Source organism: Rhodococcus sp. Eu-32 (genome assembly GCF_003336925.1).
GTDB lineage: Bacteria > Actinomycetota > Actinomycetes > Mycobacteriales > Mycobacteriaceae > Rhodococcoides > Rhodococcoides kyotonensis_B.
On record NZ_QGNK01000004.1, the window covers coordinates 231,632 to 257,361 of the forward strand.

A 25,730-nucleotide genomic window follows, 5' to 3' on the forward strand; every position below is an offset into this window, starting at 1 on the left:
CGCTCCCTCACCAGTGCGTGCGCACCGGGTGAGTGAGCGAAGCCCACAGGCGGCCCGCCGCGGTCACTTCCGTGTTCGACTCGAGAATGCGCCGCAGCGTCGCTCGTGCGAACAACTCGGCATCACGCTCGGGACCGGTCGTGAAATCTGTACGACGCGCCGAGCATCGAAAGTTAGCCACTGCGTCGGGCATCAGGACCGAGAACTCGATCGGTTCGACGTCGTCGCCACGAGCGCTGTCGTGCCCGAGAATCACGTGTCCGACCTCGTGCAGGATCGTGTTCAATCGCGCGAGCCGCGGCAAGGCCTGATCGTGGACGATGACATCGCTTGTCTCGGAACGAAACAACGCACCGGCGACGCCGTACGGCAGCGCTGCTGACTCGACTCGCAATGGACGTCCGGTCACGTCGGTGACCTCGTCGCACAAGCGATCGATCGAGAACGGATCCGGAACCGACATTCCGCGGAGCAGTCGCTGCCGACGCAGACGCTTCATCGCTGCTCGTCCCCCTCCCCCGGATCCGCGGGCAACCCCTCCTTGATACGCATGAATCGGATGAAATCGATCACTTCGGACAGACGCGTCTCGGACAGATCGACCATACGGTGCGCCGCGGCGTGTATTCCGGGACTCGACTGCAGCCGCAGATAGTCGATTTCCCGGACACCCCGCTCGTACACGTCACGGTCGGTGAAGAACCTGATGTCCACACCGAACGCACGTGCCAGGCCCTCGGTATGACGCAACGACGGATTCTCCTTGACGCCGCTGCGAAGTTGGTAGAGATACGCCTCGGAAATCGGATAACCGAAATCGGTGCTGCGACGCGCGATTTCGGACACCGACCACCGACCTCCGGACGCCGAGGGCAATGTACGGAAGAGATGGTCGAGGCGGGCGGCGAAACTGTCTCCGTTCGCATCCGAGTTCGTACTCATGTGGCCCTGCACTGTTCGTAGTCGTTCGGTGGACGTTCGGTGAATTGCCACAGCATAGCCCGCAACTGTGGCACTCACCACAATTCGGCGACGATACGCCCTGACCAGGCACAATTCGCTGACCAGCCCGACGAAATGCCTTACGCCCCCGACGTACATCTGTACTACAGCACAGTGCTGCAGTAGATTTCTGCCCGCTCCAGCGGACGCGGTTCTCGCGTCCGTCCATTGTGTAGACGGGGGTTATACACATGTCTAATTCGTCTCGGCTGTTCGGCGTGAGCCACCTGGCGGAGTTGCCGGAGTTGGTTCGCGGAACGTTTCGAGAAGCCATCCGCATCATCGTCTGGACGACCGTTTTCGCGCTCCGCTACTACACGCGCCCGAAACGACTCAGAAGCGACGAGTTCATGGCGGGTCTACTCCGAGGATTCCTGCTACGGATGGGTCCGCTGTACATGAAGGCAGGACAGGTGCTCGGAACGCAGTCCGGGCTGCTGTCCAAAGATGCGACCGATCGATTCCGGTCCTTCTTCGCCGATCTGCCACCGATGAGCACGCCGGAACTGCGTGAAGTGCTCGACGAGCATTTCGGACGTCCGGTCACGGCCGTGTTCGCCGAATTCGATTGGGCACCCATCGCCGTCGGTTCGGTCGCCCAGGTTCACAAGGCCCGGCTGGCCACCGGTCAAGACGTCGCGATCAAGGTCGTCAAGGCGGGTGTCGACCTGCGGCTGCGCACCAGTGCGTGGGTCATCGGGCGCCTCGCTGCCATCGCCCACCGCGCATCGACACGAGCACGCAGCTACGACTTGCCCGGGCACTTCGCCGAACTTCGCCCTCTGCTGACCGGTCAGACCGACATGGTGGCCGAAGCTGCCCGCCAGAACGAACTCGCGGAGAACTTCCGCAGCCACCCGCATCTGCGCGTACCCGCCACTGTGGATCATCTGACGGGCCGCAAGGTTCTCGTCATGGAGTTCGTGCACGCGACGCCGGGCCCGGACTTCGAAACCGTGAAGTTCCCGCGACCGGAGATCGCCCGCCGTCTGCAGGACGCGTTCTATGCGATGTCGTACTTTCATGGCTTCTTCCACGTGGACCCGCACCCGGGCAATCTGATGTTCACGGACGAGGGAAAGATCATCGCGCTGGACTTCGGTCTGGTCGGCCGCCTCGACGAGAACGACAAATGGAATCTCGCGTCCTTCTACTACGCGTGCGTCAAGGGTCAGTGGGAGCTCGCCGTCGAGCGATGCACACGTGCGTTCGTCGCCGACCCCAGCCTTCTGGACGATCACCGAGCGGAATACGACGCGAAGCTGGAGGTCGTTCTTCGCCGCCACTTCGAGGAGACGTCGGCCCGCTGGTCGACGATGTCCTTCTTCGACGACGCGACCCGGCTGCTCCGCGAGTACAACGCTCGTGTCTCGACACGATTCTCATTGCTGGCCTTGGCCTTTCTGACGGGTGAGGGTTTCATCTCGCAGATCGATCCCGACATCGACATCTGGGCGAACGGGCGCACCTTCACCGATCGCTTCTCGCCGTACATGAGCGAAGAAGTCGCCGAGCAGTTCGATCGCGAGATCGGCGACCGGATTCCGAAATCCATGGCCGAGAAGCGCGATCCGGATCGTCGCCTGATCGCGCCGACCCACCTCGATCGGTTCGCACTGCCGAGCGCTTTCCCACTTCTCGTCAAGTCGGCGCAGGGAAGCGTTCTCTCCGACGTCGACGGCAACGACTACATCGACCTGTCGTGCGGATACGGCCCTCACATCCTCGGTTACGCGCATCCAGTGCAGACTGCGGCAATCGCCGAGGCCGCAACCGCGGGCTCGATCAACGCTCTCGGCAACGAGCCCGAGATCGCACTGGCACGGCAGTTGTCCGACGCGTTCGGCTCCGACAACCGTGTCATTCTGTCCAATTCGGGCACCGAAGCCGTCCAGATGGCAGTCCGACTCGCTCGTGCGTACACCGGAAAACAACGTGTGGCCAAGTTCGAAGGTCACTACCACGGTTTCTCCGATCAGGGACTCGTCAGTTCGTGGTTCCGCTACAGCGGTAGCGCCGACCGCCCGGAGCCGACGGGAACTGCAGGCATGGCGGCGTCGACCGTCTCGGAAACCGTTGTGCTCCAGTACGGAGAACGTGGATCGATCGACCGGCTCGTCGAATCCGCGTCCGACATCGCATGCGTTCTCGTCGAACCGATGCCGACGGCGATGGCTTCGTACGATCGTGCATTTCTCGAGGATCTGCGTCGCGCATGCGACACGCACCGCATCGTTCTGATCTTCGACGAGGTGGTCACCGGATTCCGCGTCGCATATGGCGGCGTACAGACGCTCGCCGGCATTCGTCCGCACCTGACATGCCTCGGGAAGATCATCGGCGGTGGCCTTCCGTGTGGAGCCGTCGTCGGTGATGTCGACGTCGTGTCCATGGCGAAGACTACCGAGGACCCGTTCGTCGACATCGAACGCCAGGCATTCCTCGGCGGCACCATGAGTGGCAACTCGATCACCGCCGCAGCAGGGTCGGCGACGCTGGCGTACCTCGACGAGAACCGAGAGATCTACGACGACCTCGAGCGCAGGACGGACTGGCTCACCGACGAACTGCGGGATCGCGCAGCGGGACTGTCCGTGCCGTTGTCGGTCAGGGGATTTCGGTCGATCTTCTCGTTGACGTTCGACTACGCCAAGCCCAAGCGCGTCCGAGATCGGCTGGCGGGCTCCAACATCAAGGCCAACATCGCGCTGGCGTACTACATGCGTCGACACGGGGTGTACATGCCCGAACTGCACACGATGTTGCTGAGCGCAGCGCATTCCGACACCGACATGAAGGTCGTGGCGGAGGCGTTCGGAAACAGCGTGTCCGACATGTCCGCAGCCGGCTTCTTCGCCACCTAGATCGCAGGCGATCCGTGAACAACCATGTGACGTCGACTGTTTCGGTCACGGCGGCCCCACCTGTCTCGCTTCTCGACAGGTGGGGCCGCGCGGTCGCCCGCCGTGCCCGCCTCGTTCTGGTCCTCGCCGCGCTCGTACTCGCGGTGGCGGGTGTGTCGGCAGCGACGATCGAGCAGAAACTCGGTGCACCCGACTACACCGTCGAAGGATCGCAGTCAGCGGCGGTCGAGCAAGACCTCGCACGCATGTTCCCTGCGCTCGGTAGCGAACAACAGGCAGTCGTGTTCGTGGCGGAGGACCCCGAGACGACCGTCGACGATCCCTTCTTTCGCGCTGCCGTCGAGCGGGTGATACGTCCTGTTCGTGAGCACCCTTCCGTCGCATCGGTTATCACGCCGTACGATGCGGCCGGCCAGGGTCAGGTCGCGGCGAGCGGTACCGTCGCCTACGTGGCGGTCGCCATGGACGGCGGACCTCCCGATCGCGCGCGGGCAAGCCGAGAACTCCAGGAGACCGTGTCGAAGTACGGGGCGGGGACCGGCGTCACCGCAGTCCTCACGGGTGCGTCGGCTCTGTCCAACGATCTGGCCGACGTCGAGGTCGCCGACCAGCAGACCGCCGAGATCATCGGCCTTCCCGTCGCTCTCGTGGTACTGCTGTTCGTCCTCGGGGCTTTCGTTGCCGCCGCGGTACCACTCGCGGCTGCGGGCGCTGCCGTCGTTCTGTGCACGGGCGTTCTGGCCGCGTTGACATCGATCTTCCCTCTGAGTCAGTTCGTACTCGTCATCGCGACCGTGCTCGGCCTCGGAGTCGGCATCGACTACGCGCTGTTCGTCGTCAGCCGCTTTCGTGAGGAACTCGCCACCGAGTCCGTCGAAGGAGCGGTGGGGCGTGCACTCGCGACGTCGGGCCGAACCGTCGTGACATCCGGCGCAATCGTCATCGTGTCCGTCGGCTCGCTGGCCATGATCGGCGCACATGTCTTCCGCGAAATAGCACTGGCGGCAAGCCTCGTCGTGTTCTGCGCGGTCGTCGTTGCCCTGACTGCATTGCCGGCTGGCCTCGCGCTGCTCGGCACACGCGTCGCGAAGGGGACACTTCCCGCGATGCTGCGTCCGAGAAAGTCCGACGGGTCATCGAGGCGATGGGAGGCGTGGGGCCGTGCGGTACTGCGCCGGCCGTTGGCCTTCGGAATTCCGGCCTTGCTGTTGCTGGCGTTGACGGCCGTCCCTGTGTTCAGGATCGAGCTCGGCATGGACCTCGGTTTGTCCTCGCTCCGTGACACACCGTCCGGCCACGGTCAGCACGTTCTGCAGGAGTCGTTCTCGGCGGGCAGCGTCGGCCCGGTCCAGATACTCGCGTGCGGGCGAGGTGCGACCGATGAGGCAGACCTGAATTCACTCGCGGCCCTCACCCAGTCCGTAGGCAGCGACCCGGACGTCGCGTCGGTGGTGTCGTTGACATCCGTGCTCGACGATCAGTTCGGCGGACACTCGCCCGCTGATCTGGACCGCCTCGTATCGGCGCCCACAGCAGCACCCATCGTCGACGCGCTCGTGGACACCGACCGCACGTGCTTCTACCTCCAGGCGGTGACCTCCGTTGCCATCGACTCGTCCGACGCGTCGGCGACAGTGGAACGAATACGCGGACTTGCGGACGAGAACGATCTCGACATCCTCGTCGGAGGCGTGACCGCGCAGTACACAGACCTGGCGACCGTCACGGTCGACTCGCTCCCACTCGTCGTCGGCGTAGTGCTACTGATGTCGTTGGTGTATCTCGTCTTCGCGTTCCGCAGCATCTTCCTTCCGGTGAAGGCGGTCGTGTTGAACGTTCTCGCGACGTCATCCGCGCTCGGTGCCACCGTCGCGATGTTCCAGTGGGGTTGGGGCCAAGGAATTTTGGGCTTCGACAGCCCTGGGACGGTGCAGGCGTTCATTCCGGTCGCGCTGTTCGTCCTCCTCTTCGGACTGTCGATGGACTACGAAGTGTTCCTCGTGGAACGTATGCGTGAGGAGTGGCAGAAGACGAACGACAACGACCATGCCGTGCTGACGGCCCTCTCGCGTGGAGGTCCTCAGATCACGGCAGGCGCAACTATCATGGTCGCGGTCTTCGGCGCCCTCGTCGTGGGCGACGTACTCGAAGTCAAACAGTTCGGCTTCGGGCTCGCGATCGCGGTGCTTCTCGACGCCACCCTGGTGCGCATGGTCGTCGTGCCCGCCGCGATGGCGGTCGCCGCGTCGGCGAACTGGTGGTTCCCCGGACCGCGTCGACGGGCCGACCTGACTGCCGAGCCGTCGGACACACGGGAGCTGACAGACGCGTCGGGAAGCCGGTGACGACAGCTCGGTAATCTGGACCCGTGACGTTCATCAAGCTGTGCGGGTTTCGCGATCGGTCGACCCTCGACGTCGCGCTGTCGTTGGACGTGGATGCGATCGGCTTCGTCTTCGCACCAAGCCCACGGCAGATCTCGGTCGAGGATGCGCGTCCTCTCGTCGAGCTGACGCGTGGCCGCGCCGAGCCGGTGGGCGTATTCAAGGGCGCGACCGTCTCCGACATACTCGCGACGGCGTCCGACGCCGGATTGCACACGGTGCAGGTGCACGACCTCGCGGGAAGTGACGATGTCTCACGCCTGCACGACGCCGGGCTCACGGTGTACCGCGCAGTTACAGCCGGAGCCGACTACACCTCGATCGGCGAGGACGATCTGTTGATCGACGGCTCGACAGCCGGCGCGGGCGAGGCGTGGGACTGGGACCGTCTGGAGCGTCCGGATCGTCCGTGGATCCTCGCGGGCGGGCTCGGCGTCGAGAACGTTCGTGAAGGCATCGCGGCCACGGGAGCAGCAGGCGTCGACGTCTCCAGCGGGATCGAGTCGTCGCGCGGAGTCAAGGACGCACGATTGATCAAGCGGTTCGTCGCCGAGGTTCGGCGGTAGGAACGAAGCCGGGGCAGGCATCGATGGTCCGTGGCAACCGTCTATTGGCTGCCACGGACCATCGAAGCCACTGCCGGGTGGGCAGATTCGGATCAGCCCGCAGCCGGCGGGGCTCCCATCTCACCTGCCGGAGGCTGTCCGCCACCCGGAGCACCCATTCCCCCGCTCGGGGCACCAGCTCCACTGCCCGGGGCACCTGCTCCGCTCCCGGGACCTGATCCTGCCTGCTGCGTCGCGCTACCCGCGTAGTCGTTCGTCGGATCGCGGTAGATGGTGTGCACGTGGCCCCATCCCGACGTCGTGACGCCCGAGACGTCGGCACCCGCCGAACCCTGCTGGGCTGCGAACTCGATGTAGACGTCGGGTCCGGAGATCTGGAAGTAGATGCCGTCACCCTGGCTCATGTCGTACGTCGTCGCACCCGACCAGTTCACGTAGGTGGTGTCGAGCGTCGCCTCGATCTCCGTGAGTGCGTCCGACGTCGTTTCTTCGTCGGCCAGACCTGCCCAGTTGGCGATGACCTCGAGGAGGAGCTGCTTCTGATCGTCCGTCAGGTCGGCACCGGAAATCCCTGTGCCCGTTGGGTAGTCGCACGTGCTGCCAGGTGCGCACACCATGTTCGCGACACTGGTTCCCTGATACAACGTCGCTTTCTGCTCGTCGGTCAGACTGTCGTAGAACGCGAATGCGTCGGTGTAGATACCGTCGAACGGCTGCACCTCGTTGCCGTCGGCGTCGGTGTAGACGGCGGGCTGAATGCCCAGGTGAGTCGGCGCGAACGTCACGGAGTCCTCGGTGCCGTCGAGGGTTGCGTTGACTCCGAGGTGGTGGCCGCCGAACTGAACTTCCCAGGCGCTCGAATCGGACGGATCGCCGAAGAACGCGATGTAGTACTGTCCCAGCGATTCCTCGGTCGAACTGCTGTTCTCGTGAAGATACTCGTCACCACCCATGATGCCGGTGACCGTCTCGTACCCCTCGTCGCTGAGCAGCGCCTCGAGCACGTTCAGCGCCGCGGCCTTCTGCTCGTCCGTCAGATCGGCCAGGTTCAGCCCAGCGCGATCGACGAAGGTGACCGGGAAGTTGGACCACGACGTCGTCTTCGTCTCGTCGTCGAAGGCGTACGTGACCTGCTCACGCTGCTCGTCGGACAGTGTAGCCAGAAACGCTTCGGCGGCTTCCGTTGTGGCGGAGATCGTTTCGGCCGTCGTGGACGCGTCGGTGGAAGTGGCGGTGGTGGCCGTCTGCGACGTGGAGACCTGCTGTGCTGCGGCCGTCGTCGTCGCGGCGTCGGTGGCGTCGCTCGCGCAGCCGCCGAGAAGGAGGCCGCCGGCGAGGACCAGCGAGGCCACGGCAACTCTGCCTCGTGTGCGACGTGTCGCGGAAGAACTTCGAATCATCATGTGAATGACGATATTTGCCGTTCCTGCAAGAACCCTGTGAGCCAGCTGGATGCCAGCCGGGAGTTCGGCAGCGTCGTCGGACCCGGACTCGGACGGTAATGTTATGCTGCCCTAACTTGAGACACCGGTAAGGGGCAGCAATTGCGGATTCACACGTGGATGACGAGTACGACCATAGGGTTGCTGGCGGTAGCGCTGGTGTCGTGCAGCTCCGACACCGATCGAGACGCCATGAGCGACGAATCCATCACCATCGAGCACATCTTCGGCAGCACGACGATCGACGAGACACCGAAACGCATTGTGACACTCGGGGTTTCCGATGCCGACGCAGCCATTGCCCTCGGCACGGTCCCGGTCGGCAATACCGGCTACTCGTTCTACGAGACAGGACTCGGCCCATGGACCGACGAGGCGGTCGGTGACGCGCCGCTCACCCTGATCGACTCGGATTCCGAACCGAACCTCGAGCAGATCGCCGAACTTGCTCCGGACCTCATCGTCGGTATCAACGCCGGTTTCGACGAGGACGTCTACACGAAACTTTCCGACATCGCGCCGACGATTGCGCGCCCCGCGGGCACCGCGGCGTACACCGTCAGCCGGGAGGACGCGACATCCACCATCGCCACCGCCCTCGGCGTCCCCGAACGCGGTGACGAATTGAACCGCGAGACAACCGAATTGCTGAACCAGGCCAAGTCCGACCATCCCGAATTCGCAGACATGACCGGCGTCGCCGTACTCCCCTACGACGGTCAGTACGGCGCGTTCCTACCCGGAGACGCACGCGGGCAATTCCTGAACTCGCTGGGCCTCGAAACACCCGAGGCCATCACCAGCCAGGACACCGGCGAAAGCTTCTTCGTCCCGGTATCGGCGGAGAACATCGGGATGCTCGACGCCGACGTCGTCCTGTTCTTGGGCACCGACGAGAACGTCGACGTCGTCGCCGAGAACCCTCTGTTCGGCACTCTGCGTGCGGCACGACAGAACAACGTCATCGCGACGTCGATAGACCAGCGCGGGGCGATCACGTACAACTCGGTCCTGTCGATCCCGTATGCAATCGACACGTTGGTTCCGAGGATCAGCACGGACTGATCGCGTGGACGGCGGCGTCGACGACACGCCGGAAGCTGATGCGTTTTTGATGGATTCGAGGCTGTCGAATCCGGCCCCGGGTAGCCCAGAATGTGAGTTACTTCGTTGTCGGCGCCAACTCGCCCCGGCGACGAACGAGCGCTATCCGGGAGGCGACAGCCATGGACGAACAACTGTCTCCGATGGCTGCCGAGTCATCTGGCACCGGCGGTGTCGACACCGTAGCGAGTCGAACTGACTCGTCCGCGATGCCGACCTGGGTTCATTCGATCGCCCTGCGGCACTGGCATGCCGTTCCTGTCTATTTCCAGCTCGCGACGCAACTGCGAGACCTACACGAACAGGGCGTCATCGCTGCCGGAGAACAGCTTCCGCAGCTGCACCGGCTTGCGTCGTGGGTCGGCGTCGGCAAGAAGACCGTGCGCTACGCCGTCGCAGTTCTCGTGGACGACCGGCTACTGCACCGCCGCGGTGACGATTTTCGCTTCGCCTAGATCCGCATTTCGGGACGCGCGCCCCGGGTGAATACAGTGAATTCATGCAGCCTCACCCCGACGACGACACCGCTACGCGCACCGCTCTGATCACCGGCGCATCTCGGGGCATCGGCAGAGCAACCGCTGTCGCGTTCGCCGCAGCAGGCTATCGCGTCGCAGTGCATTACTCCTCGGCATCCGCAGCTGCCGAGGAAACGCTGGGGTTGCTCGACGGCTCAGGGCACGTCGCGGTGTCCGGCGATCTCGCGTCGACGACGGCAGGACCCGGCATCGTCTCCGGCGCTGTCGACCGACTGGGCCGGCTCGACGTGCTCGTGAACAACGCGGCAGTCGGACCCACCGAGCACAACCGTCATCGCATCACCGAGGACCCGTTCGAGCAGTGGGAAGCGGCTTGGCGAGACATGGTGCAGGTCAACCTGATCGGCACCGCGCACCTCTCCTGGGCCTTCGCGCGCCACCTCATCGACAGCGGCCGCCCCGGGGCCATCGTGTCGGTGGGATCGCGCGGCGCGCTTCGTGGCGAGCCGGACTACCCCGCATACGGCGCAGGCAAGGCCGGACTGCACGCGTTCAGCCAGTCGATGGCAGTTGCTCTCGCACCGCACGGCATTTCGGTGACTGCCGTCGCGCCCGGCTTCGTTTCCAGTGAACGCCAGCTGGGGAAGCTGAACGGACCCGCAGGCGACGAGATCCGAAGCCAGAGCCCGTTCGGTCGAGTCGGCACACCAGAGGAAATCGCGTCGACCATCGTTCATCTCGCCTCCCCCGAGGCGGCGTGGTGCAGCGGAACTATCGTCGACATCAACGGAGCGTCGTACATTCACCCCTAGTGGGGATGCTCTACCTCGGAGACGCCAACTGCGCGCGAATTGTCACCGTGCCGTCCGCATCGCGCGTCGCCACCGCGTGCGCGTCGTAAGTGCTGTCTCCCAACGTCAATCGCATCGGCGCACCTTCCCCGAGAAAGTTGCGCCACCAGGTCTTCGCGTCGGGCATGACGCACCCGATCGTGACCGTGTCGCCTTCTCGCCGATAACCCACGACGAGAGTGAACTCCTTGCCGGACTTGCGCCCGGTGTAGGTGACCTCGGCCATCGACTCCTTCAACTTCGCGCCGACCGGGCCACCATGCCGAAGCAACGGAACGACGCCCTTGTTCACCACATTCGCAACCGTCCGAAAGATCTGCCCGCCGTCCACCATGGTCGACTCCCTCCGTCGCCGCCCAAGAGTACCGACATGTGGGAAATCCGGGGCCGAGACTTGCATGTAGAGCCCAACTAGTTTCATACTTCAGCTAATAGTTGTAGTACTACAAGTATTGGACGCATATGACCGAGTTGACCAAGCGGCACCGTTATCTGGTGTTGGCGATCTGCTGCATGAGCCTGTTCCTCGTCAGCATCGACAACACCATCGTGAACGTCGCGCTGCCCTCGATCCGCACCGATTTGAACGCGTCGGTGTCCGGACTTCAGTGGATCATCGACGCGTACACCCTCGTCCTCGCTTCGCTCTTGATGCTCGGCGGTTCGAGCGCAGACCGGTTCGGACGCAAGAGATTCTTCATGATCGGCACCGCGACGTTCGTCGCTGGTTCGCTGTTGTGCAGCATCGCGCCGTCGCTCGCCTGGCTGGTCGCGTTCCGCATGGTGCAAGCCGTCGGTGGCTCGATGATGAATCCCGTTGCGATGTCGATCATCACCAACACCTTCACGAATCCGAAGGAACGTGCAGGCGCCATCGGCGTGTGGGGTGGCGTCGTCGGGATCTCGATGGCGGGTGGTCCACTGATCGGCGGGGCGCTCGTCTCGTCGGCCGGGTGGCAGTCGATCTTCTGGGTCAACGTTCCGATCGGGCTCGTTGCACTGTTCTCGACCTGGAAGTTCGTGCCCGAATCCAAAGCCGCACACGCTCGCCGTTTCGATCCCGTCGGCCAGGTTCTCATGATCGTTCTGCTCGCGAGCGTGGTGTTCACGATCATCGAGATCCCGAGCAAAGGATGGTCGTCGACACCCATCCTCCTGTCTGCATCGGTGGTCGTACTGTCCCTGATCGGGTTCCTGTACGTAGAGACTCGACAAAACGAACCGCTGGTCGAACTGGGCTTCTTCCGATCCGTCCCCTTTTCGGGTGCCACGATCATCGCTGTCTGCTCGTTCGCGTCCCTCGGCGGATTCCTGTTCCTCAACACGCTGTACCTGCAGGACGTACGTGGATATTCGCCGCTGCACGCCGGGCTGTACACGTTGCCCATGGCGCTGATGACGCTGATTCTCGCGCCGGTCTCCGGACGGCTCACCGGATCTCGCGGCCCCCGAACGTCGTTGGTCGTGGCCGGAATCGGATTCATCGTGTCCGGAGCACTGTTGACTCGACTCGGTCCCGACACACCGTTCGTGTGGCTTGCGCTGCCGTACATCGTGTTCGGCATCGGATTCGGAATGGTCAACGCGCCGATCACTAACACAGCGGTATCCGGGATGCCGCGCAGCCAAGCAGGCGTCGCGTCGGCAATCGCGTCGACCAGTCGTCAGGTCGGACAGTCTCTCGGTGTCGCGGTCGTCGGTTCGATCGTCACCGCCGGGATGGTGGGCAGCTTCGCCGACGGCTTCGTCGACGCGGCCCGCCCCGCCTGGTTCGTCCTTCTCGGAGCCGGTGTGGTCGTGCTGGCATTGGCGGTGGTGACGACGGGAACCTGGGCGCGAGCCACGGCGGAACGCGTCGCCGAACGGGTGCCACAGGAGGTGGCGTGAGCACCGAGGACGTCTGGCGCGACATGCGCACGTTGATGTTCGATGTAGCCGATCCGCACGGCGCCGTCGTTGCCGCAACGGGCGTCAGCTTCTTTCGGTGCAAGCTGTTGCGGCGGCTTCAGGCCGGCCCGATGTCCGCTGGTGCGCTCGCGGAATTACTGGGATCCGATCCTGCCTACGTCTCGATCACCCTACGTGACTTGGAAGCCCGCGGTTTCCTCGTGCGCACGCAGGACCCGGAGGATCGCCGTCGACGATTCGTGGAACTCACCGACGAGGGACGTCACATCGCCGCGTGCGCCGACCGTGCCCTTGCCACACCCCCGGAGTCGTTCTCGGCCTTGTCCGACGACGACCTCGCGAGCTTGGGACGCATCGTCGCCACACTGCTCGAATAGGCCTCCGATCAACGCTGCTGCTGACACCCGCTGTCGAACATCGTCGCCATCTGGACATCCGTCGACGTGAATGTCGGTGCGAGGTAGCGCAATTTACCGATCAGTGACTTGGGCAGCGCGTCGAGCGACATCGGATACGTGGAACCGTCGTCAGGGCTCTGCGCGTAGATCGCGAAGTTGGCGGCACCGTCGGCGTTGAAACCGCCGTACGTCTGCAACGCCTTGGCCACCATCTTCTGGAACGGCGTCAGCCCCAGCGTGTCGAGATTCAGATTCGGGTCGAGCTGAATCCTGACCCCTTCCGGGACCCCACCGGACACCGTTCCGTCCGAACGTGTTGCCGGATAAAAGAATTCCGACGAGTTGTTGGGTATCGCGAAACGCAGCGCATGGTCGATGACGCCGGCCCTGACGTCCTGAGGGGTGATCATGCCGGCGACGTACGACAGTTCACCACCCGAGTGCGCCGGCCCGCTCGCGTGTGCACCCGATCCCGTGTATGCCGGGTAGCTGGCCTGAGCGATTGCGGTCTTGTTGCTCGCATTGAACGCCTGGAATTCGTACAAGCAGCCGTTGCTCTCGTCGATGATCGACAGATGCGCGTCCGCATCCGGCGTCGGCTTGTACGACGACAGGTACGGAACAGTGATGGTCTTGTTCGAATTGGTAACTCGCACAGTGGTCGTCGGCGTGCCTGCGGGCGCCTTGTAGATGCCGGTGCTCCACTGCGACGAGTTCACGTTGATGGCATTGTTCCGAGAGTCGTTCGCGACCATGGTCCGCCACGTTTCGCTGTTCGGATGCACGATCGCATTCGATGGAATCGGCTGGTTCCAGAAGGAATTGGCAGCGAAGTAGTTGCCGTTGTTCGATGCCGGACTCGTTCCCGCCGGAGTGATCGAAAAGTGCTGATGCCCATTCTTCGTCGGGTTCGACACCGCGACCGAGACCGTATGAATTCCGGCGGTGACGTTCGTGGTCGTGTGGTAGCGCCCCCAGGTCTGGTTGGGCCAGTAGTCGATCAACGGCTTACCGTCGATCTTCGCCTGCACTCCGACGAACCCGGTTTGAGCGTTGACGTTGTAGGTGCCCGACGTCGGGAAATCGATGGAACCGGTGTAGAGGACCGAAAAGTTACCTGCGTTGACGCCCGGGGCGGGAGACTGTGCGTCCCAGGTGTTTCCGACCGAGTACTCGCACCGACTCGTCACCGGCGTGCCGGTCGCGGTCAGATTGTTGTAATACGACGCGAGGTACATGTTGACTCCGCATTTGCCGGTGTCGACGGGCGGCGTCGTGGTCGGGGGCGTCGTGGTAGTCACTGGTGGCTTGGTTGTCGTGGTCACCGGGGGCTTCGTCGTGGTAGTCACCGGCGGCTTCGTCGTGGTAGTCACTGGCGGCTTCGTCGTCGTGGTCACCGGCGGCTTGGTTGTCGTGGGGGCCGCGGCGATCGCGGTCACGGAACCGATGTATGCGTTACGGTCACACAACGACCCGTATCGGTAGTCGTTGGTAAATGTGATTGCAACAGAGTGATTTCCAGCCGCGAGCGCCGTCTTGATGGTGTAGTTCGCCCAGATCCCGGACAGCGTCGCGGTGCCCACCGCTTTGCCGTCGACGGCGACGGACACTTTGGCCGCGCCCAGGCAACTGTCGCCACGCGCGCGTAGCGTCAATCCCGTCGCCGACGGGGTGGTCATCTGAGCCGTCGCGGTCGACTGGGACCACATTCCCAGTGTTCGCCCACCTGGGGCAGCACTCTCGTCGAACACCGCGCCGGACGTCGCCGGCGACAGCACGAAGGCAGGCGCCAGCGCGACAGCGTCTTGGGCCACGGCGTGCGGCGATCGAATCACCGCGCCGGCCACCAGGGACAGAATTGCGATAGGGACGAGCGCAAAACGGTTCATCTATCCGCCTCGGTAGGAATACCCCAATGGCATCATGAACCCCAGTAGTTAACAATAGACACAGAGTTTGTCTTGGTGGACGTACGGAACCGACTGGTTGCTCTTCGGCTGTATACCGACAGATAGCTTTTTTTGCGCGAATTATCCCGAGATTCGTAGGTCATGGAATCGCTTGGCCTGCTTAGCAATACGAAATACTTCGACGGTGGCAGGCCGAGACCGAACCCTGAAGGGTTTCGCGTGCGCGTCGATTCCGCGCTCTACGCACCCCGTACAGCAGACACGGCGCGGCCCTCCCTCGACGGACTACCGCGACGCGCGTCTGGCCCTGCACCGGGTCGTATGTCCGATGCAGGGCTGGTGTGTAGTTGTGTGCGGCGACCGGTCTATGTCGGGTCGTTCTGTTGCGGTGGGCCCGTTCTGCTCCGGGCACCTGGTCTGCTGCGTGGGCTTCGGTTCGATGGCACGGGTCGCCGGAACGGGTCGACGCTGGCGGGTGGGATGAATTCGGGATGCCGGTCGGTGCCCATCACCACTTCCCAATCGGAGTGGTGCAGCATCCGGTGGTGGTACCCGCACAGCAGTACGAGGTTGTCCAGGACAGTGGGTCCGCCATCGATCCAATGCTGGATGTGGTGCGCTTGCGTCCACGCTGGTGGTTGTGTGCAGCCGGGGAAGGCGCACCCGTGATCGCGTGCGACCAGTGCTCGACGCTGTTTGCGGGACGCGGTCCGTTCGGAATGCCCGTGGTCGATCGGTACATGATTCTGGTCGAGAAAGATCGGGTGAAGTATGCAGTCGCAGGACAGACGACGTGCGGTCGTGACGGTGACCGGCCCGGTCCACGGCAGCCAGCCGACACCGGCGTCGTCGATCAGGTCACGGTAGAACGAAGTGTCCCGCACCCGCTCGTGCGTCGACCCAGCATCGTCGGCCCCACCGAACTGCTGTGCCTGATCGAAGTGCTGCGTCTCATCGAATTGCTGGGCCCAGGCGGTCCAGTGGTCGGCTTCGTTCCAGGTATCGCCGTAGGACAGCAGCTTGACGCGTAAGTCTGCGGACACGGTCGGGTCCCAGCCCCCGGTGATATCCCAGTCGACGGGCACATCGCAGCTATTCAGCCCGGCGATCGCTTCCTCGGCGAGGAGCCGGTGCAGCGCGTCGTCCCAGGCCGTGTCCCAGCAGTGTCCGTCGGCGTACTCATCGTCGGCGGGTTCGTCGTCGTAGCGCTCGTGTGGTTCGTGGTTGCGGGTGCGGTGTATGTCGGCGAGGTGGTCGGCGCGGATGTGCAGGTTGATGTGCGGCTTCTCTCCGCCCTCGGTCGGGCCTGTGCCCGACGCGAGATAGCGTTCGACGAGTTCGGTGAATCCGTCGGCGCGGCGTTTGGCAGGGGTTCGTGGGTCGGGGGTGCCGTCGTGTGCGGGAACGGGTTTCGACAGTGCCGACAGTGCGGTAAGGAATTGTTCTCCGGTGGCTGCGTCGAGGTCGGCCTTGACGGCGACGCGGCCGTTCAGCGTGGTCGACGCGTACAGGGTGTTGCGATCGAGGTCTTCGGACGGCGGCGGATCGTCGGAGTCGAAGATGTGGTCGATAGTCTTTATGCCGTCCCGGACGACGTCCCGGTTGGCGCGTGGACCGGTCGCTGCGGCGACCAGGGCAGCCAACGCCGGTTCCATCGCCTCCTCGGGCATCTTCGCAGGCGGCTTCTCGCAGAAGTTCAGCAGCATCACCGCCAGGTCGATGGGCATCGATCCGGTGTAGAACGCGTCGGCGACCGGCTTGTGGTGTTTCAGTCCGCGGGCCAGGGCGAGGATCCGGCCGGCTGCGAAGTTGTCGAGCAACGTCGACGCCACCAGCCACGGCCGCACATTCTTGAATCCGAGGACTTCGGCGGGAACCCTGTCGTCGATCGCACGTACCAGACGGATCCGTTCGATCTCCAAATCCTGAATTCTTTGCGACAACGCGACGGCATCCTGAAGAAGTTCACGTTCGGACCTGCGCCACGTCTCGTCCGACGAATCACCGGTCACATCACCGATATTCGCGTCGATCGTGTCAGCATCCCCGCCCATGGACCAATACTATCGAACGCATGTTCTAACCGCAAGGTCTCTGTCAGGCAGGTTCCCTCAGCACGCCGACGTGCCTGACCGTTCCGGACAAACCTGGAAGCTCGTTCACCGGTGACCAGGTCCGCAGTCCGTCCGAGCTGTCCGAGTAGAGGTACTTGTTCTCGGTGTACTTGTCGAGATAGATCCGCCAATCCCTGTTGGGCAGCTGAACCACCGCAGGCCCTTCGACGAACGACCCCCAGTTTCCGGGCGGCACGAACGTGTAGGGCCCGGCCAGGGACGACGAGACTGCGTGTTCGACGACCTTCGTCGTTTCGTTCTTGGTGAACGCGTGATAGGTGTTTCCGACCTCGACGACAGTCGTGTCGATGTGGTCCGCCCCGATCCCGGCAAGCGGCACCGGGAAACTCCACGCCGTGAGCGACGGATTCAACGCCGTCATCAGGTAGGGCACGAACCCGCCTCCGGTCGACAACGAGACGATGACATTCACGCTGCTGCCGTCGACGAACCACTCCGGCGCCCACGCCTTGGTGGTGAACGGCGACAACGACGGGCCGTCCGACGACCCTGCAGATCCCGTGAACCCTGGCAAACTCGCGGAACCAGTCCCATCCCCTGTGCCCGGCAAGAAGGCACAGCAGAACGGAACCGGGTAGTTCCCCATCGGCGTCCAGCTGACGCGATCGACGCTGCGCGCGAAACCGATGGTTGCCCCGCTGCCGGTGGTGTACGTCAGGTAGTACGACCCGTCGGTGTGCCGGAAGATACTCGGGTCACGCACCAGCCCCGACTGCGGCCGGAACGCACCGAGCTGGACGGGCGCGAACTGCGTGCCGTCTCCGGACTCGTACACGTCCATGTCTCGGTCGTTCGTGTTGCTGAACGCCACCATCGTGTATCGCCAGGCGGGCGGTTCGGCGCCACTGATCCCCTGCCCCGAAACAAGCAAGGCGACGACGGCGAGCAGCACGAGACCTATCGAAAGGCGGGACCCCCCGGTCTTGTTCACCGAAGCAGTATGGCTGAAAAGCGCTCGGTACGGGCGGGTTCGGGCAGTGCGCTCTGCGCCGATCGCGCGATCAACGCGTCGAAACCAGAAGGCCCCGACGCATCGCCTCCAATCCGACGAACACCACGCCGGCGATGACGACGTGCATGAGTGACAGCATGACGGTGGAAGCTGCGTCGAAGTCGGCCGAGATGGTCATTGCGATCGTGGCCAGCGGCGCGATCACGCCGACGACCTGAGCCACCCGCACGACACCGACCCATCGCAGCGACACGAGCGCAGCCAGCCCCATGCCGACGACCATCGGCACGACCGTCAACATCACTACACCTCCGGGCGCGACGGCCATGGTCTCGCCCGCCTCTGTCAGTTCGAACGATCCGCCTGCGGCGAGCCCGATCAGCCACAGCACGAGGTTGGCCGCGAGCGCGGCGAGCACCGAGAAGAGAACTGCCTGCCACCGAGAAAGCGACAGTGAACGAGTGGGCGAAGCCGAGATCGTCATGATGAAGTCCCGTCGTTGGTGGGTTGCATCGAACTTGTCGACGGATCCGACTCGGCGGGATCGCGGAAATCATCGGACACCGTGAAAAGTCGCGCGTAGTCGCACGGACGGGTGCAGGCATCCTCACGTTCGGTCGTCGCGACTGTCCCGACGAGGCCTAGTCGAACCGTTCTCGGAACGACGAACTCCCCGCACGCCCGGTTCGGGCGTGCGGGGAGCGTCGGGCACTGTCAGTTGTTCGACGCGACTGCCGGATAAATCGGGTACTCGATGCCCGACAGGTACTGCACCGTACGCACGACCTGGCTGGAGTAGCCGAATTCGTTGTCGTACCAGACATAGACGATGGCGGTGTCACCGTCGACGATCGCAGCATTCGCGTCGACGATGCACGCGGCCCTCGAACCGATGAAGTCGCTCGAGACCGCGTCGGTTGCGGCCGTGTAGTCGAGGTTGCGGCTCAACGGGCCCGTCAGCGACGCGAGCCGGAGCGAATCGAGCACCTCACCCTTGGTGCTCTCACGCTTCAACTGCAGGTTGAGGATCGCGACGGAGACGTCCGGCGTGGGAACGCGGATCGAATTTCCGGTGATCTTGGCCTTCAGCTCGGGCAGCGCCTTCGCGACGGCCGACGCTGCACCGGTCTCGGTCAGCACGAGGTTGAACGGCGCCGAACGTCCACGACGGTCCGCGTTGTGGAAGTTGTCCAGCAGGTTCTGGTCGTTCGTGAACGAGTGGACGGTCTCGACGTGTCCGCGCACGATGCCGAATGCGTCGTCGAGCGCTTTCAGCGGCGGGACGATCGCGTTCGTGGTGCACGACGCGCACGAGAAGATCTGTTCGTCGGGGTTCTGGGTCAGATGGTTGACCCCGTGCACGATGTTCGGGACGTCACCCTTGCCGGGAGCAGTGAGCAGAACCTTGGCGATGCCGGGACGCAAGTGCGCGGACAGCCCGTCGCGGTCGCGCCACTTACCGGTGTTGTCGATCAGAATCGCGTCGTTGATGCCGTGTTCGGTGTAGTCCACACCCGACGGGTCGTTGCTGTAGATGAACTTGATGACGTTGCCGTTGGCGATCAGCGCGTTGTTCTCCACGTCGATCTTGATCGTGCCGTTGAACTTGCCGTGAACCGAGTCGCGTCGGAGGAGCGACGCACGCTTGGCCAGGTCGCCTTCCCCACCCTTGCGCACGACGACGGCGCGCAGATTCAGCCCTCCGCCCGATCCCGACTTCTCGATCAGCAACCGAGCGACGAGGCGACCGATCCGGCCGAATCCGTAGAGCACCACGTCACGCGGCCCGGCGTGCGGCTCGTCGGGGTCAGCGCCGGTGACCTCGGCCAGTTGTTCCGCCGTGAATTCGGGGACCGACAGACCACGATCGTCGGCGTGGTAGGCCATCACCAACAGAGCGAGATCGATCTTCGACGGCCTCAGATCCAAGTCGGCCAGTGCCTGCAGGAACGGGAACGTCTCGTCGACCGACAGCTCCTCGCCGCTGATCTGCCGAGCGAAGCGGTGTGTTCGAAGAATGCTGATCACCGACTTGTTCACCAGCGACCTGCTGTGCAGAAGGATCGTCACATTCTTCGCGCGATGCAATGTACCGATGATCGGGATCATCGACTCTGCGATCGCTTCCTGGGCATTCCAACGGGCGAGTTCTACTGAGGACACGAGGACATCCTAGGTTCCCCGGATTTCGCCTCGCCGTCGCATCCTCGAAACGTACGAGCGGAACATACTCCGGCGTCGAAGCTGTTCGCACGGAGTTCGACCGACCGGAAATCCTGAATCAATTCAGTCGGAATCGGCTGTTGCCGTAAGAATCTGCGTCGGATCGACACGCTGCACGGACGAAAGAATCGAGCTCGACGGTGTCGTGGTGGTGTTTCCTTCAAGCTCGTGACGGGTACCTGTCGCGGCATGACTTCCACCGACGACCACGCAGCCGGAATCACGAAGGTTGCCGAGCTGATGAGCGATTCGAAGCTGTGCATGTTCACCACCATCGGCCGCGACGGGCATCTGCTGTCTCGACCGATGGCGCTGCAGGAGACGGAGTTCGACGGCGACTTGTGGTTCTTCGCCCGCAACGGTTCACGCAAGGTCGAGGACATTCGTGCCGACGATTCGGTGAACGTCGCATTCCAATCCGGGACTGCCTGGGTGTCTTTGTCCGGCACCGCGGAGATCGTCGTCGACGATGTCGCGAAGAAGAAGGATTTGTGGAACCGAGCTGCGGCCGCTTGGTTCGACAACGGGCCCGAGTCCACCGAGGTCGTGCTGATCAAGGTTCACGCGGAAGGTGCAGAATATTGGTCGGCGCCGGGTTCGAAAGTCTCCACACTCATCGCCTACGCGAAATCCCGCATCACCGGCGAGAAACCGGATGTGGGAAGCAATGACACCGTCGACCTCTGACCGAAAGGCGAACGATCCATGACGACCGAGCCTTCGGGCAGGCAATTTCATGCGCAGGTGACCCGCGATGGGCATGTGACGATCTTGACAGTCAGCGGCGAACTCGACGTATCGACCGTGCGCAATCTGGCAGACACGGCGCGGCCGGTAGCCGAATCGGCAGAGGCCGGCTTGGTCGTCGACCTGTCCGACGTGCGATTTTTGGCGTCGAGCGCGATCACCGAACTCGTTCGTACCCACGAGCATCTGCCGGCCGCTGCGACGATGGCGCTCGTTGCAGTGAACAATCAAGTTGTGCTGCCGATTCAGCTGAGTGGTATCGATCGAGTCATGTCGACGTTCGCGAGCATCCCTGCCGCGGTCGACTACATCCGGGACAGAGCTCAGGCGGCTCGGTCGTGACCGACACCGCAATGGACGAGCCCGGATTGGACCCCGACCGCTGGACACACACCAGCCCCGCCGTGCCGGACGCCGCCACCACGTTGCGACGTCGTGTACGCAAGTGGGCAACAGGACTGAAGGTCGCTGACAGTGTCGTCGACGCCATCGAACTGGCGTCGTACGAGGCACTGGCGAATGTCGTCGAACATGCCTACGCCCGCTCCGAAAGCAACGGCGGGATGACGCTGACGGCCACCCACGAATCGCACGTGCTCACCGTGACCGTCTCCGATACAGGGACCTGGCAGCCACCCACCCCGACACCCGACCGCAGCCACGGTCTCGCACTCATCGAAGCAGTCAGCGACAACCTCGACGTCGACAACACCGACGACGGCACGGTGGTGACCATCGTCTGGAGTCTGTCGGAACCCGCGTCGTCATGACCGCCCCGGGCGGTCCCGAAAGCCTTTCGGCCGAGGGGATCTCGGAGTTCGTCGACGACGCTCCCTGCGGGATCGTCGTCGTCGACGCGGACTCGGAGGCCGTTCTGTACATCAACACGACGCTGCTTCGCCTCGTGAGACGCGATCGCAGCGATGTGATCGGATTGCCTCTCACCCGGCTGTTCACCGACGACAGTGTCGAGACGCTATCGGTTCTTCTGGCGGTCGCGTCGCACTCCGACGGCGCGTCGACAGGGGCCGCAGCCGATTTGGCCGCACCCGACTCGACTCGCGGTAATCCGGTGTCGCTCATGGCCAACCACCGCATATCGGCGAGTGGCGACGCCGCGGTGGTCATCTCGGTTCACTCCATGGGCGATCACGTCGTACGAGAAAATGCCTTGATCTCGGACCGCGACACAGCGCACGCGGCGCAGATCGACGCCGAAGAAGCTCTGGGTCGAACTCGGATCGCGCTCGACGAGTCCGAGGACGCCAGGAGAGTCGCCGAGGCGGAGCGAACGCAGGTCCAGGTTCTCGCTTCGACCTTGCAGCGAACACTGCTTCCTCCCGTGCTGGTGGCACCACCCGGCATGGAAGTGGCAGGCTTCTATCACCCCGCGTCGCTCGACGAGGTGGGCGGCGACTTCTACGACGTCTTCCCGTTGGACGACGCCACCTGGGCGTTCTTTCTCGGCGACGTCAGCGGCAAGGGCGCAGGGGCGGCTGCCGTCACATCGCTGACCAGGTATACGCTGCGCGCAGCAGCGGTGTTCGACCGCGACCCGATCGCCGTCCTGCACAATCTCAAATCCGTTCTGCATCAAGAGTTTCGGGGTGACGATCCCCGATTCTGCACAGTCGTGTACGGAACGATCACCCTCGGCGAAAACGGTGTCGTGGTCCATCTGGCCAGCGGAGGACATCCTCCGGCGCTACGGCTACAGGCAGATGGCACGGCGGAGTACGTGCACACCCGCGGCGGCCAGCTCGTCGGAGCGTTCGCGTCCGCCCACTTCGTTGCGGCGACTGTGGTTCTGCGGCCTGGGGACGTCTTGGCCTTCTACACCGACGGTCTCACCGAAGCTGTTGTAGGGCCCGGTCGGGCTCGGTACGACGACGACGGTGCACTGCAGACTTTCGCGACCGAGGCCGCGCCCACCAGTGCACAGTCGATCATCGGCCGTCTGGCCGAACTCCTCGACAGTTTCGGTAGCGGTCTGCAGGACGATGTGGCTCTGTTGGCGCTCGGATTTCCTGCGACACTGGACCATTGAGACCGCGCCTGTCGCGCGACCGGTCAGGTCGAGGCCGAACTCGCACGCAGCGAGGCATCGATGGCCTCCGAACTCAACACGCGGTCGGAAACCAAAGCAGCGCAGCCGATCACACCGGACTGGCCACTGTGCATGGTGGCCCTGATGGTCAGGTTGCGAGTGGCCAGCGCCGTCGCACGTCCATACACCGTTTCCCGCAGTCCTGCGACGAAGATGTCGTACGACTTGGCCATGTCTCCGCCCAGTACGAGAATTTCCGGGTTGAGCAAGTTCACTGCGCCGGCCAATGTTTCGCCGATGTGGCGTCCGCTGTCGCGGATGAGCCGTCGAGCTTCGGCATCGCCGCCGACCGCGAGATCGACGACGTCTCGGATATGTCCGACGGAACGCCCTTGATCCTGGAGCGCGTGAACCAGAGCCCAACCGCCCGCTATCGCCTCGAGACAGCCCGAGTCTCCGCAGCGACATGCCACTCCCGCAGCTGCGGCCGTCTTGGTATGCCCGAATTCTCCTGCAGCGCCCAGCGATCCGCGTTGTAGCACTCCGCCCGCAACGATCCCGGCACCGAGTCCGGTCGACGCCTTCACCAGCAGAACGTTCTGGAAGTGTTCTCGGGTGCCGCGTCGTTCGCCCAGTATCATCGCATTCGCGTCGTTGTCGAGAAAGACGGGCGCGGAGGTCAGTTCGCCGAAGTAGGGCGCCAGTGGAACGCCGTCCCATCCGTGCATGATCGGCGAATCGAGACTGCACCCACGTACCGTGTCCGCGGTACCGGGTATGGCCAGTCCGACTCCGAAGATTCGGTGGCCGGTACGTCCCGCGTCGTCGATCAGCGCGTCGAACCGTGTGGTGATCTGCGGCATCAACTCGTCGGGCCCGACGCCGATCTCCTGGTCGACGGTGTCCCCCGCCAGGAATTCGCCTCCGACGGTGAACACTGCGAGCTGCGAGCGACTGCGCCCGATCGCGGCAGCGAGCACGATGCCTGCGTCGACATCGAACGACAGTCGCGCAGGCGGTCGACCGCCGGTCGACCGATCGTCCTCGGACTCGACGACGAGTCCGAGCGCACACAGCGCATTGACACGCGACACGACGGCCGAACGCGACAAGCCCGTGTGCTTGGCCAGATCGGCGCGGGTCGTCGCAACACCGTCACGAACGAGCGCGAACACGTCACCCGCGGTGGCAGAAGGCGCGCTGGGTCGCGGTGTTCGCATGAGGCCATTGAACCAACTGAACCGGCCAAGAGCAACATACTTACGACTTTCAAAAACATAAGTGGGGTTGTTTCACGGTTGAAGTCGTTCTAGGGTGGTTCACCGAGGACCTGAAGGAGGAGCAATGACATCAGTGAGAGTCCGAGACGTTCCGACGAAGACCGTATGGCTGCCTCCTGCCGTGACAGAAGAGTGGGACTGGCAACTCCACGGAAAATGCCGCGGCCACAGTTCTTCCCAGTTCTTTCATCCGTACGACGAGCGTGGGCACGCGCGGGTGCGCAGAGAACAGGAGGCCAAGGCGATCTGCACAGGATGCCCGGTGCTGGAGCAGTGTCGTTCCTATGCGCTCAAAACCCGTGAGCCGTACGGCGTGTGGGGCGGAATGTCGCAGACGGAGCGGGCGGACTACCTGAGGGCGCAGCGCAAGACAGCGTAACGGTCGCGGCCCCTCGGGTGGTCAGACGACTCGGTCGGTTGTCGCAGGCACCGGACCAGTGGTCGCCCGCACCACGAGACGGGGCCTGAGAACGGTCGACGCCGCCTCGGCGCGGTTGTCGTCGAGCCGTTCGACAGCTGCGCGCACCGCCCTGACAGCCTGCTCTTCAGGCCGCTGGCTGACCGTAGTGAGATCGATGTGCGCCATCCGGGCGAGGGTGCTGTCGTCGTACCCGGTAACCGACACGTCGCGGGGTACCGCGAATCCACTGCGCTGCAAAGCATCCAGAAGACCGACGGCGCTGAGATCGTTTGCTGCCACGATTGCGGTAGGGCGTGACCCCGGGGAACCGAACAACTCGTGGACGGCGCTCGGCGCGCAGTTCTCGGTGAAGTCACCGTCCACTACGCGCTCGTACTCGGCGAGGCCATGCCTGCGCATCGCGCGACGATACCCAGCCAATCGATCGTTCGCGATCGATCCGGAGCCGCCGGTCAAGTGAGCGATTCGGCGATGCCCGAAGTCGACGAGATGATCGACGACGTCACTCATGCCGGGCGAATCTCCGGCGCGCACGACATCGACACCGGCCCCGGTGACGCGACGTCCGACGGATACAACGGGCACCCGCTCGGCCCACTGGGTCAGCGACTCCGCGGGGGCTTCGGGTCCGAGGAGAACGACAGCCTCGCATCGGAAATCCAGAAGTGTCTCGATCACCTTGGACTCGGGGTGCGTCGACGTGACGGCGCCGAGAACTATCTCGTACCCGACCGTGTCGGCCGCAGCCACCATGTGCTCGACCATCTCGGTGTGGAAGGGGTTGCGAATGTTCGTCATGACGCCGATCAGATGCGTGCGTCGCAGGGACAGCAACGCCGCGGTGCGATTCGGGCGATAGTCGAGCTCGGCGGCCACCTCGAAAACCCGCTCTTTGGTCTCGGCGCTCGGGCCCGGTACCCCTCGAAAGATCATCGAGACGAGCGCCTTCGAGACACCCACCCGATCCGCGATGTCCTGCATCGTCACCGAACGCCCGTTACCCATGCGCCCTCCTTG

The 25,730-nt window shown here is 63.8% G+C and carries 24 protein-coding genes; 13 read left to right on the forward strand and 11 right to left on the reverse strand.

Annotation, left to right across the window (positions count from 1 at the left end):
- Window positions 1-7: 7 nt before the first annotated feature.
- Entirely contained in the window at window positions 8-499 is a 492-nt protein-coding gene (locus DK926_RS07285; protein ID WP_114329849.1) for a hypothetical protein, read from the reverse strand.
- Window positions 496-942 carry an XRE family transcriptional regulator gene (locus DK926_RS07290; protein WP_114329850.1) on the reverse strand — a complete coding sequence of 149 codons (447 nt, stop codon included), beginning with the start codon at window positions 940-942 and terminating at the stop codon, window positions 496-498. The genes DK926_RS07285 and DK926_RS07290 overlap by 4 nt, the downstream gene beginning before the upstream one ends.
- Before the next feature lie 251 nt (window positions 943-1,193).
- Here DK926_RS07290 and DK926_RS07295 point away from each other — a divergent pair, with 251 nt between their 5' ends.
- From DK926_RS07295 to DK926_RS07305, 3 genes are read left to right on the forward strand one after another with little or no spacing between them, the layout of a single operon-like run.
- Window positions 1,194-3,866, forward strand: coding sequence for an aminotransferase class III-fold pyridoxal phosphate-dependent enzyme (locus DK926_RS07295; RefSeq protein ID WP_243636695.1), 2,673 nt, complete (start codon window positions 1,194-1,196; stop codon window positions 3,864-3,866).
- A gap of 14 nt (window positions 3,867-3,880) precedes the next feature.
- On the forward strand, window positions 3,881-6,211 hold the full coding sequence (locus DK926_RS07300) for an MMPL family transporter (RefSeq protein ID WP_125833387.1): 2,331 nt from the start codon (window positions 3,881-3,883) through the stop codon (window positions 6,209-6,211).
- A 23-nt stretch (window positions 6,212-6,234) separates the two neighbouring features.
- Window positions 6,235-6,816: a phosphoribosylanthranilate isomerase gene (locus DK926_RS07305; RefSeq protein ID WP_114329852.1), complete on the forward strand. Its 582-nt coding sequence runs from the start codon at window positions 6,235-6,237 to the stop codon at window positions 6,814-6,816.
- A gap of 92 nt (window positions 6,817-6,908) precedes the next feature.
- Here the strand turns inward: DK926_RS07305 and DK926_RS07310 are convergent, their stop codons facing one another.
- Window positions 6,909-8,168, reverse strand: coding sequence for a DUF3500 domain-containing protein (locus DK926_RS07310; protein WP_347812636.1), 1,260 nt, complete (start codon window positions 8,166-8,168; stop codon window positions 6,909-6,911).
- A gap of 210 nt (window positions 8,169-8,378) precedes the next feature.
- Between DK926_RS07310 and DK926_RS07315 the strand changes: the two genes are divergently transcribed.
- From DK926_RS07315 to DK926_RS07325, 3 genes are all read left to right on the forward strand, one after another.
- Window positions 8,379-9,323 carry an iron-siderophore ABC transporter substrate-binding protein gene (locus DK926_RS07315; protein WP_114329853.1) on the forward strand — a complete coding sequence of 315 codons (945 nt, stop codon included), beginning with the start codon at window positions 8,379-8,381 and terminating at the stop codon, window positions 9,321-9,323.
- Between the two features lie 161 nt (window positions 9,324-9,484).
- A complete protein-coding gene (locus DK926_RS07320) occupies window positions 9,485-9,817 on the forward strand; it encodes a GntR family transcriptional regulator (RefSeq protein ID WP_114329854.1) in 333 nt (110 codons plus the stop codon).
- 44 nt (window positions 9,818-9,861) lie between these two features.
- Entirely contained in the window at window positions 9,862-10,653 is a 792-nt protein-coding gene (locus DK926_RS07325; RefSeq protein WP_114329855.1) for an SDR family oxidoreductase, read from the forward strand.
- Window positions 10,654-10,663: 10 nt separating this feature from the next.
- Here the strand turns inward: DK926_RS07325 and DK926_RS07330 are convergent, their stop codons facing one another.
- Window positions 10,664-11,026: a hypothetical protein gene (locus tag DK926_RS07330; RefSeq protein WP_114329856.1), complete on the reverse strand. Its 363-nt coding sequence runs from the start codon at window positions 11,024-11,026 to the stop codon at window positions 10,664-10,666.
- Between the two features lie 128 nt (window positions 11,027-11,154).
- Here DK926_RS07330 and DK926_RS07335 point away from each other — a divergent pair, with 128 nt between their 5' ends.
- Complete coding sequence (locus DK926_RS07335) at window positions 11,155-12,579, forward strand: MFS transporter (protein ID WP_114329857.1); 1,425 nt, start codon at window positions 11,155-11,157, stop codon at window positions 12,577-12,579.
- Window positions 12,576-12,977 (forward strand): MarR family transcriptional regulator, encoded by a 402-nt coding sequence (locus tag DK926_RS07340; RefSeq protein WP_114329858.1) that lies wholly within the window; start codon window positions 12,576-12,578, stop codon window positions 12,975-12,977. The genes DK926_RS07335 and DK926_RS07340 overlap by 4 nt, the downstream gene beginning before the upstream one ends.
- Before the next feature lie 8 nt (window positions 12,978-12,985).
- On the opposite strand, the gene DK926_RS07345 is transcribed toward DK926_RS07340, so the two are convergent.
- The 5 genes from DK926_RS07345 to DK926_RS07370 form a co-directional block, all read right to left on the reverse strand.
- Entirely contained in the window at window positions 12,986-14,887 is a 1,902-nt protein-coding gene (locus DK926_RS07345; protein WP_114329859.1) for a carbohydrate-binding domain-containing protein, read from the reverse strand.
- Window positions 14,888-15,273: 386 nt separating this feature from the next.
- Window positions 15,274-16,962: an HNH endonuclease signature motif containing protein gene (locus tag DK926_RS26620; RefSeq protein WP_165839532.1), complete on the reverse strand. Its 1,689-nt coding sequence runs from the start codon at window positions 16,960-16,962 to the stop codon at window positions 15,274-15,276.
- Between the two features lie 43 nt (window positions 16,963-17,005).
- Window positions 17,006-17,857, reverse strand: coding sequence for an arabinofuranosidase (locus DK926_RS07360; protein ID WP_347812638.1), 852 nt, complete (start codon window positions 17,855-17,857; stop codon window positions 17,006-17,008).
- 187 nt (window positions 17,858-18,044) lie between these two features.
- On the reverse strand, window positions 18,045-18,479 hold the full coding sequence (locus DK926_RS07365; protein ID WP_114329861.1) for a DUF6069 family protein: 435 nt from the start codon (window positions 18,477-18,479) through the stop codon (window positions 18,045-18,047).
- Window positions 18,480-18,709: 230 nt separating this feature from the next.
- Entirely contained in the window at window positions 18,710-20,158 is a 1,449-nt protein-coding gene (locus tag DK926_RS07370) for a glyceraldehyde-3-phosphate dehydrogenase (protein ID WP_114329862.1), read from the reverse strand.
- Window positions 20,159-20,407: 249 nt separating this feature from the next.
- Here DK926_RS07370 and DK926_RS07375 point away from each other — a divergent pair, with 249 nt between their 5' ends.
- Genes DK926_RS07375 through DK926_RS07390 form a run of 4 tightly spaced genes read left to right on the forward strand, consistent with a single transcriptional unit; the run spans window position 20,408 to window position 23,012 of the window.
- Window positions 20,408-20,905 carry a pyridoxamine 5'-phosphate oxidase family protein gene (locus DK926_RS07375; RefSeq protein ID WP_114329863.1) on the forward strand — a complete coding sequence of 166 codons (498 nt, stop codon included), beginning with the start codon at window positions 20,408-20,410 and terminating at the stop codon, window positions 20,903-20,905.
- An 18-nt stretch (window positions 20,906-20,923) separates the two neighbouring features.
- On the forward strand, window positions 20,924-21,307 hold the full coding sequence (locus DK926_RS07380; RefSeq protein WP_114329864.1) for an STAS domain-containing protein: 384 nt from the start codon (window positions 20,924-20,926) through the stop codon (window positions 21,305-21,307).
- Complete coding sequence (locus tag DK926_RS07385) at window positions 21,304-21,735, forward strand: ATP-binding protein (protein ID WP_243636696.1); 432 nt, start codon at window positions 21,304-21,306, stop codon at window positions 21,733-21,735. The genes DK926_RS07380 and DK926_RS07385 overlap by 4 nt, the downstream gene beginning before the upstream one ends.
- Entirely contained in the window at window positions 21,732-23,012 is a 1,281-nt protein-coding gene (locus DK926_RS07390; protein ID WP_114329865.1) for a SpoIIE family protein phosphatase, read from the forward strand. The genes DK926_RS07385 and DK926_RS07390 overlap by 4 nt, the downstream gene beginning before the upstream one ends.
- Window positions 23,013-23,035: 23 nt before the next feature.
- Here the strand turns inward: DK926_RS07390 and DK926_RS07395 are convergent, their stop codons facing one another.
- On the reverse strand, window positions 23,036-24,232 hold the full coding sequence (locus tag DK926_RS07395) for an ROK family transcriptional regulator (RefSeq protein ID WP_114329866.1): 1,197 nt from the start codon (window positions 24,230-24,232) through the stop codon (window positions 23,036-23,038).
- A gap of 124 nt (window positions 24,233-24,356) precedes the next feature.
- Between DK926_RS07395 and DK926_RS07400 the strand changes: the two genes are divergently transcribed.
- Window positions 24,357-24,671, forward strand: coding sequence for a WhiB family transcriptional regulator (locus tag DK926_RS07400; RefSeq protein ID WP_114329867.1), 315 nt, complete (start codon window positions 24,357-24,359; stop codon window positions 24,669-24,671).
- 21 nt (window positions 24,672-24,692) lie between these two features.
- Here DK926_RS07400 and DK926_RS07405 read toward each other — a convergent pair whose 3' ends face one another.
- Entirely contained in the window at window positions 24,693-25,718 is a 1,026-nt protein-coding gene (locus DK926_RS07405) for a LacI family DNA-binding transcriptional regulator (protein ID WP_114329868.1), read from the reverse strand.
- Window positions 25,719-25,730 lie beyond the last annotated feature (12 nt).